This is a genomic window from Draconibacterium orientale (assembly GCF_900111425.1).
GTDB classification, from domain to species: Bacteria; Bacteroidota; Bacteroidia; order Bacteroidales; family Prolixibacteraceae; genus Draconibacterium; species Draconibacterium orientale.
In genome coordinates this window covers 1-14,890 of sequence record NZ_FOHT01000022.1, presented here as the reverse complement: position 1 = coordinate 14,890, position 14,890 = coordinate 1, and the positions used below count along the sequence as shown (strand labels likewise).

The 14,890-nt window shown below is 42.1% G+C and carries 15 protein-coding genes; 10 read left to right on the top strand and 5 right to left on the bottom strand.

The features are described 5' to 3' along the window. Positions 1 to 89 precede the first annotated feature (89 nt). Positions 90 to 614 (top strand): fasciclin domain-containing protein, encoded by a 525-nt coding sequence (locus BMW53_RS12630; protein ID WP_038558099.1) that lies wholly within the window; start codon positions 90 to 92, stop codon positions 612 to 614. 176 nt (positions 615 to 790) lie between these two features. Continuing rightward, positions 791 to 1,291, top strand: coding sequence for a hypothetical protein (locus BMW53_RS12625; protein WP_074780732.1), 501 nt, complete (start codon positions 791 to 793; stop codon positions 1,289 to 1,291). Between the two features lie 234 nt (positions 1,292 to 1,525). Here the strand turns inward: BMW53_RS12625 and metG are convergent, their stop codons facing one another. Then, complete coding sequence (metG, locus tag BMW53_RS12620; protein ID WP_038558103.1) at positions 1,526 to 3,559, bottom strand: methionine--tRNA ligase; 2,034 nt, start codon at positions 3,557 to 3,559, stop codon at positions 1,526 to 1,528. A gap of 218 nt (positions 3,560 to 3,777) precedes the next feature. Between metG and BMW53_RS12615 the strand changes: the two genes are divergently transcribed. The 7 genes from BMW53_RS12615 (at position 3,778) to BMW53_RS12580 (ending at position 9,235) form a co-directional block, all read left to right on the top strand. Beyond that, on the top strand, positions 3,778 to 4,431 hold the full coding sequence (locus BMW53_RS12615; RefSeq protein ID WP_038558105.1) for an HAD hydrolase-like protein: 654 nt from the start codon (positions 3,778 to 3,780) through the stop codon (positions 4,429 to 4,431). 57 nt (positions 4,432 to 4,488) lie between these two features. Further along, the gene (locus BMW53_RS12610; protein WP_038558106.1) at positions 4,489 to 5,400 is read left to right on the top strand and encodes a S66 peptidase family protein; all 912 of its coding nucleotides are present in this window, start codon (positions 4,489 to 4,491) and stop codon (positions 5,398 to 5,400) included. Between the two features lie 492 nt (positions 5,401 to 5,892). Then, positions 5,893 to 6,255: a YraN family protein gene (locus BMW53_RS12605; protein ID WP_038558108.1), complete on the top strand. Its 363-nt coding sequence runs from the start codon at positions 5,893 to 5,895 to the stop codon at positions 6,253 to 6,255. 185 nt (positions 6,256 to 6,440) lie between these two features. After that, positions 6,441 to 6,791 carry an MmcQ/YjbR family DNA-binding protein gene (locus tag BMW53_RS12600; RefSeq protein ID WP_038558110.1) on the top strand — a complete coding sequence of 117 codons (351 nt, stop codon included), beginning with the start codon at positions 6,441 to 6,443 and terminating at the stop codon, positions 6,789 to 6,791. Positions 6,792 to 6,796: 5 nt separating this feature from the next. After that, positions 6,797 to 7,876, top strand: coding sequence for a C1 family peptidase (locus BMW53_RS12595; protein WP_038558112.1), 1,080 nt, complete (start codon positions 6,797 to 6,799; stop codon positions 7,874 to 7,876). Beyond that, positions 7,876 to 8,082, top strand: a complete 207-nt coding sequence (locus BMW53_RS12590; protein ID WP_038558114.1) for an RNA-binding S4 domain-containing protein — start codon at positions 7,876 to 7,878, stop codon at positions 8,080 to 8,082. The genes BMW53_RS12595 and BMW53_RS12590 overlap by 1 nt, the downstream gene beginning before the upstream one ends. 250 nt (positions 8,083 to 8,332) lie before the next feature. Next, positions 8,333 to 9,235, top strand: coding sequence for a nucleoside hydrolase (locus BMW53_RS12580; RefSeq protein ID WP_038558118.1), 903 nt, complete (start codon positions 8,333 to 8,335; stop codon positions 9,233 to 9,235). Between the two features lie 199 nt (positions 9,236 to 9,434). Here the strand turns inward: BMW53_RS12580 and BMW53_RS12575 are convergent, their stop codons facing one another. From BMW53_RS12575 to BMW53_RS12565, 3 genes are all read right to left on the bottom strand, one after another. Continuing rightward, positions 9,435 to 9,644 carry a dodecin family protein gene (locus tag BMW53_RS12575; protein WP_038558120.1) on the bottom strand — a complete coding sequence of 70 codons (210 nt, stop codon included), beginning with the start codon at positions 9,642 to 9,644 and terminating at the stop codon, positions 9,435 to 9,437. Positions 9,645 to 9,786: 142 nt separating this feature from the next. Beyond that, complete coding sequence (locus BMW53_RS12570) at positions 9,787 to 10,158, bottom strand: DoxX family protein (protein WP_038564538.1); 372 nt, start codon at positions 10,156 to 10,158, stop codon at positions 9,787 to 9,789. A 152-nt stretch (positions 10,159 to 10,310) separates the two neighbouring features. Next, positions 10,311 to 11,444 carry an HU domain-containing protein gene (locus BMW53_RS12565; RefSeq protein WP_139178140.1) on the bottom strand — a complete coding sequence of 378 codons (1,134 nt, stop codon included), beginning with the start codon at positions 11,442 to 11,444 and terminating at the stop codon, positions 10,311 to 10,313. A gap of 152 nt (positions 11,445 to 11,596) precedes the next feature. On the opposite strand from BMW53_RS12565, the gene galE reads away from it, so the two are divergent. Further along, positions 11,597 to 12,625 carry a UDP-glucose 4-epimerase GalE gene (gene galE, locus BMW53_RS12560; protein ID WP_038558124.1) on the top strand — a complete coding sequence of 343 codons (1,029 nt, stop codon included), beginning with the start codon at positions 11,597 to 11,599 and terminating at the stop codon, positions 12,623 to 12,625. A gap of 625 nt (positions 12,626 to 13,250) precedes the next feature. On the opposite strand, the gene BMW53_RS12555 is transcribed toward galE, so the two are convergent. Continuing rightward, positions 13,251 to 14,537: a PAS domain-containing sensor histidine kinase gene (locus BMW53_RS12555; RefSeq protein ID WP_038558126.1), complete on the bottom strand. Its 1,287-nt coding sequence runs from the start codon at positions 14,535 to 14,537 to the stop codon at positions 13,251 to 13,253. Positions 14,538 to 14,890 lie beyond the last annotated feature (353 nt).

Sequence of the window (14,890 nt, the reverse complement as noted above, 5' to 3'; positions counted from 1 at the left end):
TGTCTCATTGCAATTAAGATTTTCCCTTAAACTGAAAGGTAATATATTGACGACTTAGAAACAGAGACAAACAAAAAATTAATGGTATCATGAAAACAGTAAAACAAATTTTTTCGATTGCGCTGGTGGCGGTAATGACTTTTGGTCTGGCTTTAACTTCAGCAGCAAAAAGTAACGACGACACTTCGTCGGCCACAGTAGTAGAAATTGCCGTTTCAAATCCTGATTTTTCAATTCTGGTTGAAGCGGTTACCAAAGCCGATCTGGCGGGAGCTTTAAGTGCTGACGGACCGTTTACCGTGTTTGCGCCAAACAACGCTGCTTTTAAAGCCTTGTTTGCCGATTTGGGAGTGAAAGGCGTTGAGGATTTGACGGCAGAACAACTTACGCCAATTTTAACTTACCACGTTGTATCGGGCAAAGTAATGTCGAGCGACCTGTCGAATACTTCAGTTGAAACATTAAATGGTAAGAAAATTAAAATCGACTTATCAGACAATGTAAAGATTAACGATAGCAAAGTAATTGCTGCTGATATTGACGGGAAAAACGGAGTAATACACGTAATCGACAAAGTGCTTATTCCTGCTGAAAAATCGGGTGATTGCAACTAGGATATCTCATACGCTATGACACTTAAGTAAAGATTTACCATGACAAATTAACCGGCTTCGAAAGGAGCCGGTTTTTTCGTTAAAGATTGTAAAAATGAAATGAAGCTGCAGAATTCATTTTAATTATTCCTGCTAATTTTTATAAATTGCGTTTCTTGAAATGGAGGATATTTTGAATGGAAAAGCTAAGATGGAGTAAGCAAATATTTGGGTCGAAGCTCGAAATCATGCAGGGCGATGAAAAAGTCGGAAACATTGACTGGGAGAGCATGGTGGGTTCAAAAGCACAGGCTATTATTAATGGTCGTTACTTTACGCTTAACCGTGAGTTTTTTCTTTCGAAACTGGAGATTTACGATGGAAACAGCAAATCGCTGCTGGCCATGGTAATGGTAAATGTGTTTAACCCGCGCAGCGATGTGTTGATAAACGGCAAACGTTTTGAGCTGGAGATAAAAAACTTCTGGCAATCGAGCTGGAGCTGGAAATACAACGGTGCTGAGATTGTTACTTTTACTTCGCACGAATTTATCTCAAAAGACAAAGGAACAATTGAGCTGGCAACTCCTATGAACGAAGAGGTGGAAATTCTTATCCTACTGGGTTTGTTTGTTCGCAACCAGTTTATCCTTTTTATGCTGCTTATTTTGGTGGTGTTGTTCTTTGTGATTGTCTGATTTTAAATAGTACAAAAAAAACCGTTCCTGCGTACAAGAACGGTTATATATGTTGAGTAAGTTTTCTACCCGTCCGTCAGCTGATGGACAGTAAGAAACCTTACGGAAAAGCGCCAACGCTATGTTGGCACTTGTTATCTTAATCAATGTTCATGTCATTTCGAAGGAGGTATGACTGAGAAATCTGTTTCAATCGAAGAGATTTCTCCTCCTGCGTCGTCGAAATGACAGTGGTTATCGAATTTCCGATCCGTTTTTAACCGCCTTATCCGGCGAAACGATTGACAGAGTTCCATCCGCATTTTCAGCACAAAGGATCATTCCCTGCGATTCGATACCGCGCAATTTTTTAGGTGCGAGGTTTACTAGGATTGAAACCTGTTTGCCAATCAATTCTTCCGGCTGGTAATACTCGGCAATTCCGGAAACAACAGTTCGCTGGTCGATTCCGGTGTCGATTTTCAATTTCAGCAGCTTTTTGGTTTTGGCTACTTTTTCACATTCGATAACCGTTCCGGCACGAACATCCATTTTGGCAAAATCATCGAACTCGATGTTTTCTTTTGCCGGAGCTGCTTTGGCTTCCGCCATTTCGTTGGCTTTTTTGGTGGCAGCCAGTTTTTGCAATTGCGCCTCAATTACTTTGTCTTCAATCTTTTCGAAAAGTAATTCAGGCTTGTTTACTTTGTGGCCGCTTGGCAACAAATCAGTTTCTCCTAATTTTTCCCAATCCATTTTTTCAAAGTTCAGGAAGCCACGCAGTTTTTCCATGCTGAAAGGCAGGAACGGCTCCAGACAAATGGTAAGGTTGGCGGTAATCTGCAAGCAGATATTCATGATTGTTTTTACACGCTCGGCATCTGTTTTTACCACTTTCCATGGTTCTTCGTCGGCCAGGTATTTGTTCCCCAAACGCGCCAGATCCATTGCATTTTTCAGCGATTCGCGAATACGGAAACTGTCGATACTTTTTTCAACTTCGCCTTTAATTTTTGCTATCTCGGCCAGTGTTTCTTTGTCGTGATCAGTTAATTCGCCACGGGCAGGAACTTCGCCATCGTAATATTTTTGCGTAAGTACCAGGGCGCGGTTTACAAAGTTTCCGAGCACAGCTACCAACTCGTTATTATTGCGGTTCTGGAAATCTTTCCAGGTAAAATCGTTGTCTTTTGTTTCCGGTGCGTTGGCGGTCAATACATATTTCAGCACATCTTCTTTTCCCGGGAAATCTTCCAGATATTCATGCAACCAAACAGCCCAGTTGCGTGATGTTGAAATTTTATCGTTTTCCAGGTTCAGGAATTCGTTAGCCGGCACATTTTCCGGCAGATTGAAAGTTCCTTCAGCCTTTAGCATGCTCGGGAAAATAATACAGTGGAAAACAATGTTGTCTTTTCCGATGAAGTGCAACATGCGTGTTTCCGGATCTTTCCAGTAAGTTTCCCAGTCTTCGGTCAGTTCTTTTGTTGCCGAAATGTAACCGATGGGCGCATCAAACCAAACGTACAATACTTTTCCTTCAACTCCTTCAACGGGAACAGGCACACCCCAATCGAGGTCGCGGGTTACGGCACGTGGCATCAAACCACTGTCGATCCACGATTTGCACTGTCCGTACACGTTGGTTTTCCATTCTTTGTGACCTTCCAAAATCCATTCTTTTAGCCACGGTTCGTACTGATCGAGCGGCAGGTACCAGTGTTTGGTTTCTTTTAAAACCGGCTGGTTTCCGCTGATGGTTGACGTTGGATTGATCAATTCGGTCGGGCTTAACGAAGTTCCGCAGCTTTCGCACTGGTCGCCGTAAGCTTTTTCGAAACCACATTTTGGGCAGGTTCCTATAATGTAGCGGTCGGCCAAAAACTGCTTGTTGGCTTCGTCGTAATATTGCTCCGATGTTTTTTCTACAAACTTACCTTCGTCGTACAATTTCTTGAAGAACTCAGCAGCCGTTTCATGATGAACCGGCGAACTTGTACGTGAGTAAACGTCGAACGAAATGCCAAATTTCTCGAACGAATCTTTGATGATTCCGTGAAACTTGTCAACCACATCCTGCGGTGTAATGCCTTCGTTTTTGGCCTTCAAAGTAATTGGAACCCCGTGTTCGTCGGAGCCGCCAATCATAATTACATCCTCGTTTTTCAGGCGGAGGTAACGTGCATAAATATCGGCAGGAACATAAACTCCGGCAAGGTGACCAATGTGAATTGGGCCGTTGGCATAAGGCAGTGCTGTTGTTATTAGCGTACGTTTGAACTTACTCATAATTCTATTTTGGCGGAATCGCGATAAATGCAAACTTCTTCATTGTTTCAAAATTTTAAAATCCTCATTTACTTCAGTAGACTCCGGTTTTAAAATTTCTCACGCCTCGAATTTTATCATTTCTGGCGATTCCATTTTTAACTGATTTTAGGGCTGCAAAGATAGCAAAAATCAGAGAGCTATTTTAAAACTATTACCTTCGTAAAAAAATTAGTTCGATGGCACAATTTTCACATATTATCTTCGATCTCGACGGAACATTAACCGACAATACGCTGGGCATAAAAAATTCGTTGAAATATGCGTTGGAGCGAATGCAGGTTGACGGCTACCACGAAAATATTCTGGACACTTTTATCGGCCCTCCGTTGCAGTGGGGATTTAGCACGCAGTTTGGAATGAGCGAACGCGACACAAAACTGGCGGTGGAGTATTTTCGTGAATATTACGGCGAACATGGCTGGCATCAGAACGATCCGTACGACGGAATTATGGAGTTGCTGGCCGAGTTGGATGCGCAGGGAAAACGGATGTATGTGGCCACTGCGAAACTGGAAAAGTATGCCAGTAAAATTATCGAACATTTTGAAATGGACCGCTACATTATTCAGTTGAAAGGAGCCGATTATCATGCAAAAAAGGCCACTAAAAATGAGATTATTGCGGATGTGCTGACGATGCAACAATTGGTGCCGTCGGAAGAAATTGTAATGGTTGGCGATACCGTTTACGATATTGAAGGCGGTAACGAAAATGAAATATCGACCATTGCCGTGGGTTACGGTTTTGGGAAAGAGGAAGATTTGCGTGCAGCCAATCCCGATTATTTCGCTGCGGATGTGGAAGAGCTGTACGAGATTTTAGCCGGTTGAGGCAGTTTTACCATTTACTTTGTATTTTTGAATAACTTCAAACTTCTGACAAATTTTATGATAGCACTACAACCCATAAAACCCGGCTCAACAATACGAATCGTTTCACCTGCCGGAAAAATTGATAAAAAATATGTGATGCCCGCTGTTAACTGGCTGGAAGAGCAAGGGTACACCGTAAAGCTTGGCGAACATGTTTTCGCCCGGCATTTCCAGTTTGCCGGCACCGACGAACAACGTGCTGCCGATGTGCAGGAAGCACTTGACGATTCCGATTGCGACGCCATAATTTGCTCCCGTGGCGGTTACGGAACAGTTCGTATTATCCAGCGCCTCGATTTTACCCAATTTCTTAAAAAACCAAAGTGGTTGGTGGGATTTAGCGATATCACCATTTTGCACTCGCGCTTGCATAATCTTAACGTTCCTACCATTCACGGAGTGATGCCGCGCTACTTTTTAGATGGCAAAGGCGCACCGCGCGAAGATTTAATGTCGATGATGAAACTAATAAAAGGAGAGGGGATAAGTTACGAGGTGGATGCCACTGAATTCGATCGTCGGGGTGCAGCTACCGGGCAATTGCTTGGCGGGAATTTGTCGATCGTAAACAGTTTGCACGGTACAAAATATGACATTGATACAGCCGGTAAAATCCTTTTCCTGGAAGATATTGACGAGTTTTTGTATCACACCGATCGTATGGTACACCAGCTGAAATTAAGCGGGAAACTGGATAATCTGGCCGGCCTTATTTTGGGTGATTTTACCGATATGAAAGACAATGAATCGCCTTTTGGTCAAACGGTTCATGAGATTTTTGCCGAAGCAGTAAAAGATAGGGATTACCCTGTTTGTTACGGATTTCCCGGAGGACACGACAAAAAGAACCTGGCGCTGGCTTTTGGCCGCGAATGGCAATTGGACGTTGCAGAAAGCGGAACCCGGTTGAGATTGAAAGGAGATTGATGTTGAGATTGAAAAGAGATTGATAGTAAGATTGATGAGAGATTGAGCACTGAGGCTGTGAGATTATGAGAATCGAGACTGCGAGAGGATAAAATTGATAAATTGTAGCTTAAAGCCGTTTGTTTTTTCCCTCTGTGCAACTCTTTTACTTCTCGGAGTAACTCTGTGGTAAAATCAACTAGATTGAAAGGAGATTGATGAGAGATTGAGCACTGAGATGATGAGAGAACCGAAGAATTGTAAAACTGCTAAATTGTAATATTGCTTGGCGCCTTCGCGGCTTTGCGAGAAATGAAACATGTCCTTATTTTTTCCTTTACACTTTTTACTTTTGCCTTGTTGTTACTTTTGCTCCCTACGCTACGGTCAGGATTTGGCTGTGGCCGATTTTCAATTTGTAGTGTAAAGTCCTCCTCAACTTTTGCCTTTCTCCTTTGTACTTTTGCCTTTTTACCTTTACCTTGAACGCTGAACTTTAAACGCTGAACAAAAATGGTATCAACGCGCGAATTGGGTGATATAGCGGAAGGCCTGGCACAGGATTATCTTCGAAAGCTGGGCTACGAGATTAAAGCCACCAACTGGTACCACGGGCATTTGGAACTGGATATTGTGGCGCAGGATGGCAACGAGCTGGTTATTGTGGAGGTGAAAGCCCGCTCGGGGTTGCGTTACGAACATCCGTCGGAAGCGGTAACCAACTCAAAAATAAAGCGCATTGTTGAAGCTGCTGATGCTTACATTATCGAACACGAAAGCGAGCTCGATACCCGATTTGATGTTATCACCGTAATTTTCTTTCAGCAAGGCCACGAGCTGGAGCATTTTAAAGATGCTTTTTATCCAACCATGTAAGGGGGCGAAAATTCAGGTTTATTCAAAGTCACCCCTCTTTAGTTCTCCCCTCCAGGGGAGATGTCGAACAAAGTGAGACAGTGGGGTGAATGATGGAATAATAGTTAAACATTCAGTATTAAACCACCACAACATTTTTATTTCAACCCGAATCTGCTATTTTTAGGCTTTCCAAATTAGCTAGTATGAATATTGAAGAGATCCGCGAGTATTGCCTGCAAAAAAAAGGAGTTACTGAAAGTTTTCCTTTTAATGAAACCACGTTGGTTTTTAAGGTGATGAACAAGATGTTTTGTTTGCTGGGCCTTGATAATCACCGGGTAAGTTTAAAGAATGATCCGGACAAAAATATTCAACTCAGGGCGCAGTTCCCGGCTATTTACGAAGGTTATCATTTGCACAAGCAACTTTGGAATACCATCGAGCTAAATGGAACGGTTCCATCAAAACTGATGGAGAAAATGATTGATGAATCGTACGACCTGATCGTTGCGAGCCTGACCAAAAAGTTAAAAGAAGAATTAAAAAATTTATAAGTACTATGAAGTTATTGTCAATGTTAGCAGCGTTACTACTGATGGTGTCAGCTGTTTATGCAGAGGGTGAAAAAGAAGATTTTACCATTGTTAAAGAGGTGGAGCATACACCGGTAATCAGCCAGGGACGCACCGGAACCTGCTGGAGTTTTGCTACCACCAGTTTTTTAGAATCGGAAGTTATGCGCCAAGGATTTCCCGAAACCAATTTGTCGGAAATGTTTTTTGTGTATTACAATTATAAAAACAAGGCGTTTCAGTACCTGCTTTATCATGGTAAAAACAATTTCGGGGAAGGAAGCCTTTCGCACGATGTATTGAAGGTTGTGGCCGACCAGGGTGTAATGTTGTACGATGAATTTCCCGGGATACAAAAGGATGGAAAATACAACCATTCGACGCTGGTAAAAGAGCTTCGCGACGAAACGGAAAAGATTGACAAGGAAAAGAGAGGAAAAATTGATGTTTCAGACTTAAAAGGATTCAAGTCGGCATTGAAAAGCGAATTGGGCAGGTTGCCGGAGAAAGTAGAGCTGGAAGGCAAAAAATATTCGCCATCGGAACTTCGCGATAAATTTGAAATAAATCCGGATGATTATGTGGAGCTTACCTCGTTCAGTCATCACCCGTTTTGGAAGCAATGTGTTGTTGAAGTGCCCGATAACTGGGCGCATGCATCGTACTATAATTTACCACTGGATGATTTGCTGGATGTAATGTATTATGCGCTGAACAATGGTTTTAGTATTGCCTGGGACGGCGACACCAGCGAAGAAACTTTTGTGCACAAAAGGGGAAAAGCCGATGTGCCGAAGAAGTTGCAGGGAAAAGTGGATCAGAAAGAGCGCCAGAAAACGTTTTACGACCGCACAACCACCGACGATCACCTGATGCACCTGGTTGGTTTATCGAAAGATGCCGAAGGAAAAGATTGTTTCTATACTAAAAATTCGTGGGGTGCCGATAGCAACGATTTAGGTGGTTATCTGCATATGACCGAAGATTACGTACGCCTGAAAACCATCGGAATTATGGTACACAAAGATGCCATTCCTGCAGCCATCAAAACAAAACTTGGAATATAATGCGCGAATTTAAGTTGAGTACTGAGCATATTGAACTGGTAAAACTGTTAAAGCTTTTGCGGATTGCACAAACGGGCGGCCACGCAAAAATCATCGTCGAAGATGGCGAGGTAATTCGTAACGGCGAACCCGAGTTCAGAAAACGAGCCAAGCTGGTAAAAGGCGATGTGCTCGAAATTATGGGCGAAACCATAAAAATAGTATAGCACGAAACGCTGTTGTACGATACCATGAATTGAAAACACAGCTTGAAACAACTATTCGATACAGGCGCTTAGCGGATCAAACCGCTTAGCGCTTTTTTGTTGCGCTTCTTTGGTTTCCAATCTGCGCGTGTCAGTTAAATCAGCGTCGTTAGCTTTTGTTTTTATATAAATTCTTTTCGCGCTGATATTTCTAAAGCAGATGATGTTCAAAATATTCAATACATTAGCTAATAAATATAACCGTTTGCCCATGTTCAAAAAGATTCTCGTACTGTTGTTAATCAGCCTTGTTTTTAATGCGTTTGTGTCGGCGCAGTCGGGCCAACCGAAATACCATGTAATTATCGATACCGATGGTGCGATTGACGACATGCGTGCTATTTCAATGTTTTTGGCGCAGAATGATACGCGGGTTTTAGCCATCACCTGTTCGCAGGGAACACTGGCGCCCGATTCCATTTTTGTAAAAGTAAACAATCTGCTCTCGGCATTTCATCGCGAAGAAATTCCGGTTGGATTGGATAAAAACCTGGAGAAAGAATTGCCGCCCTGGGCAGCATACACACAAAAAATCAAGTGGGCAGCAAATCAAAACTCGCAGCCTGTAATACAAAAAATCAGTTCCGGAGATTTGATATCGTCAGTATTTAAAAATTATCCTGAAAAAATAACGTTGGTGGCCTTGGGGTCGCTTAAAACGTATGCGGAGTTTGTGGGAAAGTATCCGGAATATGTAGAAAAGATCGAGCGAATTGTTTGGTACAATAATCCATATATTGAAACCGATTTTAATGAATCGGTTTCGCTCGAGAGTTATACATATTTCAAACAAAAAAACCTTCTGATGGATGTGGTTGGGAACAATACCGACCATTACAATGTTGATGAGGCCTACCTGGAAACCATTAAAAATACCAATTCGCAATACGCCAAACAGATTGTCTGGGTGCACCAACATCCGGAGATTGTTTCGCGAATGCAGGCAGAACATCTGCAACTTTGGGACGATCTGGTGGCGCTTTATCTGGCGGTGCCCTATCTCTTTCAAACCGAAAAGGCAGGAGGTGAAGTTCGATATGTAACTGTGCAAAACGATTTACCCGATGAAGTGGTTTTCAAGGCCATTTCTGCCCTGTTAGAGTGCGGGCAATAGTTCGGTGTTTAACTATCTTTCTTGTTGATGCTGCTATGTACCGGTTGGCCTGCGCCAAAATGCACAAATCGAACTTCAGAAATTATCAATTGAGTTAAATGTTGCGTACAGCCAAAACCATTTATTTCCCGAAAATTTTTCCCGGAATTATTACAGATGCGATACCAGAAAACGTTTGGGGAATGTTTCCTGTAAGTGCTTAATCTTCGTATTTAAACGATACTTTTAGTTTAACACGATAACATTCAATTTCACCTTCGGTAATGTGAATGTCCATTTTCTTCACTTCTGCAATTCGTAAATCGCGTAATGATTTTGATGCCATGCTTATGGCATTTTGTGCTGCTTGCTCCCACGATACAGGGCTGCTTCCAACCAGCTCAACAATTTTGTAAACGCTGTTAGGCATAATTTTCGTTTTTTTTTGGTTATTACTAAGTTGTAAATGGTTTCATTATGTACGCAGCGTAACCATAAATAGTTATACGCACAGCTAATTTTAGCCGAACGTTATAATCAATAAAAACGAAGCAGAATAAAAGGGGAGTGTGCTATAACCGAACCAGAAATAATCGACCGGCAACAACAAGCAAAAGCAAAACCAGAACGATGATATTAAATATCAGGTCTTTTGTTTCTTTTCTTTTTGAATGAAGGAAAGTGGCCAGAACCATAATAATAGTAAGCCCGATGGCCGCTATCGGAATCAAAATTTCCAGAGTAGAATAAACGCCTGGCAGAAAGAGTCCTAATCCACCCAGCACTTCGAAGGCACCTATTAATCGCAGTCGTTGTTCGGTAAAATCTTCGATCCATTCAAAAACTTTTATGAGGTTGTTTTTAGTTAAAACAAGTTTCAGCGAACCTGTAGTAAGAAAGAGAGCTGCAATAATAATTTGGATAATCCAGAGCGCTATATTCATAATTACAGTTTTTAAAGCGTTGAGTTGTTTTATTCCTCTTAAAGGATTAACTGTTAAACAGTAACCCAATATTACTTAAATTGTTGCTTTGTTCTACCTATCCTCTCCTTTTTTTTCAGTCATTTACAATTATTTGAGCGAAGTGTGAATGTTTATTTTCTGTAAACCCAAACTTCCGACCCCGGATTGTCTTCCATATATTTCACTTTCGCCGCATCGGCCTCGCTAAAGGTTTTGTAGCCGGCAATTCCTACAATAAAGAAACGACCTTTTTTCCCAACGTGAAAGGCGTCGTATCCTTTTTGTTGCAATTCGTGCAAATAATTATCGGCATTTTCTTTTACCGAAAAGCTTCCGCCCACCAGATAGTACTTCATTGAGTCCTGCTCCTGAGCCGTCATTTCAGCAGGTTCGGGTATGTTTTGTGTGGTATCGGCAGCCAAAGTCGAGTCTTCTGCGGCTATTGTTACCGAGTCTGTTGCAGCAGTATCAATAGCGGCCGGTGCTTGTTCAATTGCCAATTCTTCGGCACTGTTTGTTGGAAGCTGTGTTTCTGCGCCGTTTCTTTCGCTATGGTTAAATCCTTTCAGATAAATAAATACAGAAACAGCAAGTAACGGAATAATAATAAGCAGAAACAACCATGGTTTCCTCTTTTTGGCTTCTTTTTCCTTTGGTTGAACCTCCTGTTTTTCTGCTTTAATTTCCGGCTCTTTAACCAGCGGTTCTTCCGTAACGATTTCTTCCTGCGGTTCAGGTTTTGTTACTTCCGGTTCATCTTCTGCCTCTTCCGCTGTTTCTTCTTCCTGCGTTTCAGTCGTTTCATCGTCCGGTGTTTCAATCGTTTCATCGTCCGGTGTTTCCGCAGGCTGTGGTTCGCTGATCGACATGGCGCCAAGGCCAAACGAATCGAGTAGTAAATTCTCTTCTTCCGAGGCCTCAAAAACAATTTCTCCCTGTTCGTTGTACGAAAGTGCGCCCACTCCTTCAACAAAAACCTTGTCGCCTTTGTCGAGTTTAAAAAGCATCTCGTCGCGTTCTTTTTCAATACGAACCAATGCATTAAAATGCGATATGTGGAGTTTCTCGGCAATATGGCCAACCAACAATCCGTCGTTGTTTTTTAGCTGCCCGTTAAACGTAATGGTTTTCGACGGAGGTTTTATTTCGTCGCTCTCATCGCTAATTTCTGCCGGCCGGTATTCCGAAACAAAAGCCCCCAATCCGGGAATGATTACAATATCGTGCTGTAGCAGAAGTGTGTATATTTCTTTTCCGAAGCTCACTTGAATGAATTTAGGCAGTAAAATTACAAAACATAAAGTAAACTGCAACTGCCCAAAAATTAAGTTTTTACAAAAGCCTGCCAAGGAAGTGAACGAAGTGTCGGTTTCTGCATCGTTTTTTTCTACTTTTGTTGCTCAAATCAGTAAAAATAATGGCAAAAAAGATTTTAGTTACAGGCGGAACCGGGTACATTGGTTCGCATACTGTTGTTGAATTACAGAATTCGGGCTACGAAGTTGTAATTGTTGACAACCTTTCAAATTCAAGTATCGATGTGCTGGATAACATCGAAAAAATTTCAGGAATAAAACCGGCGTTCGAACAGTTTGATTTGGCGGATGCTGCAAAAACCGACGAGTTTTTTAGCCGTAATTCGGATATTGAGGCAATAATTCATTTTGCAGCCTCGAAAGCCGTTGGCGAATCGGTACAAAAACCCTTGCTTTACTACCGCAACAACCTGGTGTCGTTGATGAACCTGCTGGATTGCCAGTTGAAATACGGGGTGGCAAATATTGTATTCTCATCGTCGTGTACGGTTTACGGACAGCCCGATGTTTTGCCGGTTACCGAAGACACGCCACGCAAAGATGCCGAGTCGCCATACGGAAACACCAAACGTGTAAACGAAGATATTTTAAGCGACAGCATTGCCGCTTTTCCGCAATTAAAAGGAATTGCACTGCGCTATTTTAACCCGATTGGAGCACATCCGACTGCACTGATTGGCGAATTGCCGCTGGGTGTACCCCAAAACCTGGTGCCCTTTATTACCCAAACAGCCGCCGGTTTGCGCGACGAGCTAAAAGTGTTTGGCAACGATTACGATACGGTTGACGGATCGGCCGTACGCGATTATATTAACGTGGTTGATTTGGCCAAAGCACACGTGGTAGCCATTGAGCGACTGCTGGGAGGCAAAAACAAAAAGAACTACGAAATTTTTAACCTCGGTACCGGAAATGGTTTGTCGGTGTTGGAAATTGTAAACGGTTTTGAAAAAGCAACAGGCGTTAAACTAAATTACAAAATTGTAGGTCGTCGTGCCGGCGATATCGAAAAAATTTGGGCCGACACTACTTTTGCCAACGAAGAACTGGGATGGAAAGCTGAAAAAGGAACCGAAGAAACGCTGCTTTCGGCCTGGAACTGGGAGAAAAAGGTTCGCGGAATAAAGTAAGAAGAAAGAATAGCACGTTTTATTTTTATAGGAAGGCTTTGTTTAACAACAAGGCCTTTTCTTATTTATTCAGTGAGGATCAAATTACAGGAGAGAAACGAACTGTAATTTGATGGTCGAACTAATCCCGATAGCAGAGCGTATCGGGCAAAATGAGTTTATTCTCCGATGCTTGCATCGTTTTTAATTAAATTCCATATTGATAGCCGTTAGCTTGTCACTACGGTGTACACATAACTATTTTAGGGGGCCTGCTTTACAATCGACTTTTAATATGCGGCGCAAGGTAGGGTTGTATTTCAAAAATCGGTAGCAGCTGCGCCTTTTTCATTTTTCTCTTCTATCCCCGGTGCTGCGCTCCCTGCGGGTGCTTCCCCCGGGCTATTGATTATGCACCCTTGGTGCTTAAAGTCCCGAAGTGGGCGACAGGCAATAGCCCGGTGCGAGTGGCTGAGTTTACGAAGACGTAAAGCACCGGGTAAAAGATCAATAAAAAAATCGTTCGGCGTCTAAATTTGATTAGAATTGGACAGCTTGTCCCGAACGAAAAATCGTTGCAGAATCATTTGAAAATGGGAATATTTAAGATTGTGTGTACACCGTAGTTAGCTTGTCAGGAGGTAGTTTATTCGCCGTTTATTTTTTGCGGCTGCGGCAGTTCAACGTAAAAGGTACTTCCTTTTTTGGGAGCTGATTTCACATAAATTTTCCCCTTAAGCTTTTCGGTAAAATCTTTGCATATTTTTAGGCCAAGACCTGTTCCTCTTTCGTTCCCGGTTCCCGGCAGCGATTCGGCAGTACCTTCTTTAAAAATACTCTTCAATTGTTCCGCGCTCATTCCCGTTCCTTCGTCTTTTACCGAAATTACGGGTGTGCCGTTTTCGTTTATCTGGCAATCAACATAAATATTCCCCTTTTTAAACGAATATTTTATGGCATTGGCCAACAGGTTGCGCAAAATGGGGTGAAGGAATTTCTTATCGGTATAAATTGAAAGATCGTCTGGTACCTGATTAATAATTTTTACCCCTTTTAACCCGGCTCTGTTCGAAACATGGAGGCTTACCTCCCCGATGATTTTATTAAGTGGTATAAGAACCGGCGTAAATGTAATGTGGTTGGTTTCGAGCGAAGCCCAGTCGAGTATATTCTGAAGCAGTTCATCGGCTTGTTTTGCCGATTGCTGAATATGCGAAATAAATTCCTGATCTTGCTCTTTTTCCAATCCCGATTCGGTAAGTAATATGTCCGAGAAACTCACGATATTGCTGTAAAAACTTCTCAGATCGTGCCCGATAACCGAAAACAACTTGTTTTTTGAGGCAATAAGCTCTCTCAGTTCATTCTCTGCTTTTTTCCGCTCGGTAATGTCTCTTACATAAGCGATCAAACGTTTATTCCCGTTAAGGTTAATAAACTTGCTGTTTATCTCGGTTGGGAAAATAGTCCCGTCCTTTTTTTTGTTTTCGCGCTCCACATAAACCTCGCCCGTTTCCATGTCTTCAGGAATTACATCGGGCAGCAATTCAGCAAATTCATCCGGAACCAGGTCTTTTATCGTTAACTGTAACATTTCTTCGCGGGTGTAACCAAACATCTGGTGTCCCATTGTATTGCAATCCAGAATTTTCCCACGCTCATTTTCCACATATATTCCATCGAGCGACAAATCAATCAGTGTTCTGAATTTAATTTCACTTTCCTGTATGCTTCTGGTTTTTTTCTGGTTTTTGTTAATCAAAAGCGCAATGAAAAATCCGGTTGTTCCACCAAACACGATTGATAATGCCAGGGATGGAACCGTAAATGGATTGATTTTTAAGAATAAGAACTGAAGGAAAGATAACAGAAAGATTATTGACAGACCACTTGTAATCCCTGTAAAAAGCACCGACTTTGATTTGGTTTTCATTAGTTTCTTAATTTAGGCGATATAAATATAGAATTTTTATTGACTACATTTATAGGCGGATACTTCTAATATTTAAACGATGTAAAACCACTAGTGTCCATTAAAAATAGGCGAATGAAAAAGATTCTTTCGCTTCTTTGCATTTCGCTCAGAATGACAGCGAGTTCTGATTTTATAAGATGGTGGTGGGGATATTCTGGCGGTTATGCCGCCAGAATATCCCCACCACCATCCAGCCTCTTGAGTCGTCTGTCATTCCGAGAGTCCACCCATTTTTAATGGGCATAATGAGGTAATGACAGTAGATATACCGAACTTAGCAGCAAGCCTGCACAGTTTGACCGTTCTTTGTA

Bases quoted from the DNA above. Each gene is read 5' to 3' on its own strand.
- BMW53_RS12630 (WP_038558099.1), top strand. From the start codon at position 90: ATGAAAACAGTAAAACAAATTTTTTCGATTGCGCTGGTGGCGGTAATG.
- BMW53_RS12625 (WP_074780732.1), top strand. From the start codon at position 791: ATGGAAAAGCTAAGATGGAGTAAGCAAATATTTGGGTCGAAGCTCGAA.
- metG (WP_038558103.1), bottom strand. From the start codon at position 3,559: ATGAGTAAGTTCAAACGTACGCTAATAACAACAGCACTGCCTTATGCC.
- BMW53_RS12615 (WP_038558105.1), top strand. From the start codon at position 3,778: ATGGCACAATTTTCACATATTATCTTCGATCTCGACGGAACATTAACC.
- BMW53_RS12610 (WP_038558106.1), top strand. From the start codon at position 4,489: ATGATAGCACTACAACCCATAAAACCCGGCTCAACAATACGAATCGTT.
- BMW53_RS12605 (WP_038558108.1), top strand. From the start codon at position 5,893: ATGGTATCAACGCGCGAATTGGGTGATATAGCGGAAGGCCTGGCACAG.
- BMW53_RS12600 (WP_038558110.1), top strand. From the start codon at position 6,441: ATGAATATTGAAGAGATCCGCGAGTATTGCCTGCAAAAAAAAGGAGTT.
- BMW53_RS12595 (WP_038558112.1), top strand. From the start codon at position 6,797: ATGAAGTTATTGTCAATGTTAGCAGCGTTACTACTGATGGTGTCAGCT.
- BMW53_RS12590 (WP_038558114.1), top strand. From the start codon at position 7,876: ATGCGCGAATTTAAGTTGAGTACTGAGCATATTGAACTGGTAAAACTG.
- BMW53_RS12580 (WP_038558118.1), top strand. From the start codon at position 8,333: ATGTTCAAAAAGATTCTCGTACTGTTGTTAATCAGCCTTGTTTTTAAT.
- BMW53_RS12575 (WP_038558120.1), bottom strand. From the start codon at position 9,644: ATGCCTAACAGCGTTTACAAAATTGTTGAGCTGGTTGGAAGCAGCCCT.
- BMW53_RS12570 (WP_038564538.1), bottom strand. From the start codon at position 10,158: ATGAATATAGCGCTCTGGATTATCCAAATTATTATTGCAGCTCTCTTT.
- galE (WP_038558124.1), top strand. From the start codon at position 11,597: ATGGCAAAAAAGATTTTAGTTACAGGCGGAACCGGGTACATTGGTTCG.
- BMW53_RS12555 (WP_038558126.1), bottom strand. From the start codon at position 14,537: ATGAAAACCAAATCAAAGTCGGTGCTTTTTACAGGGATTACAAGTGGT.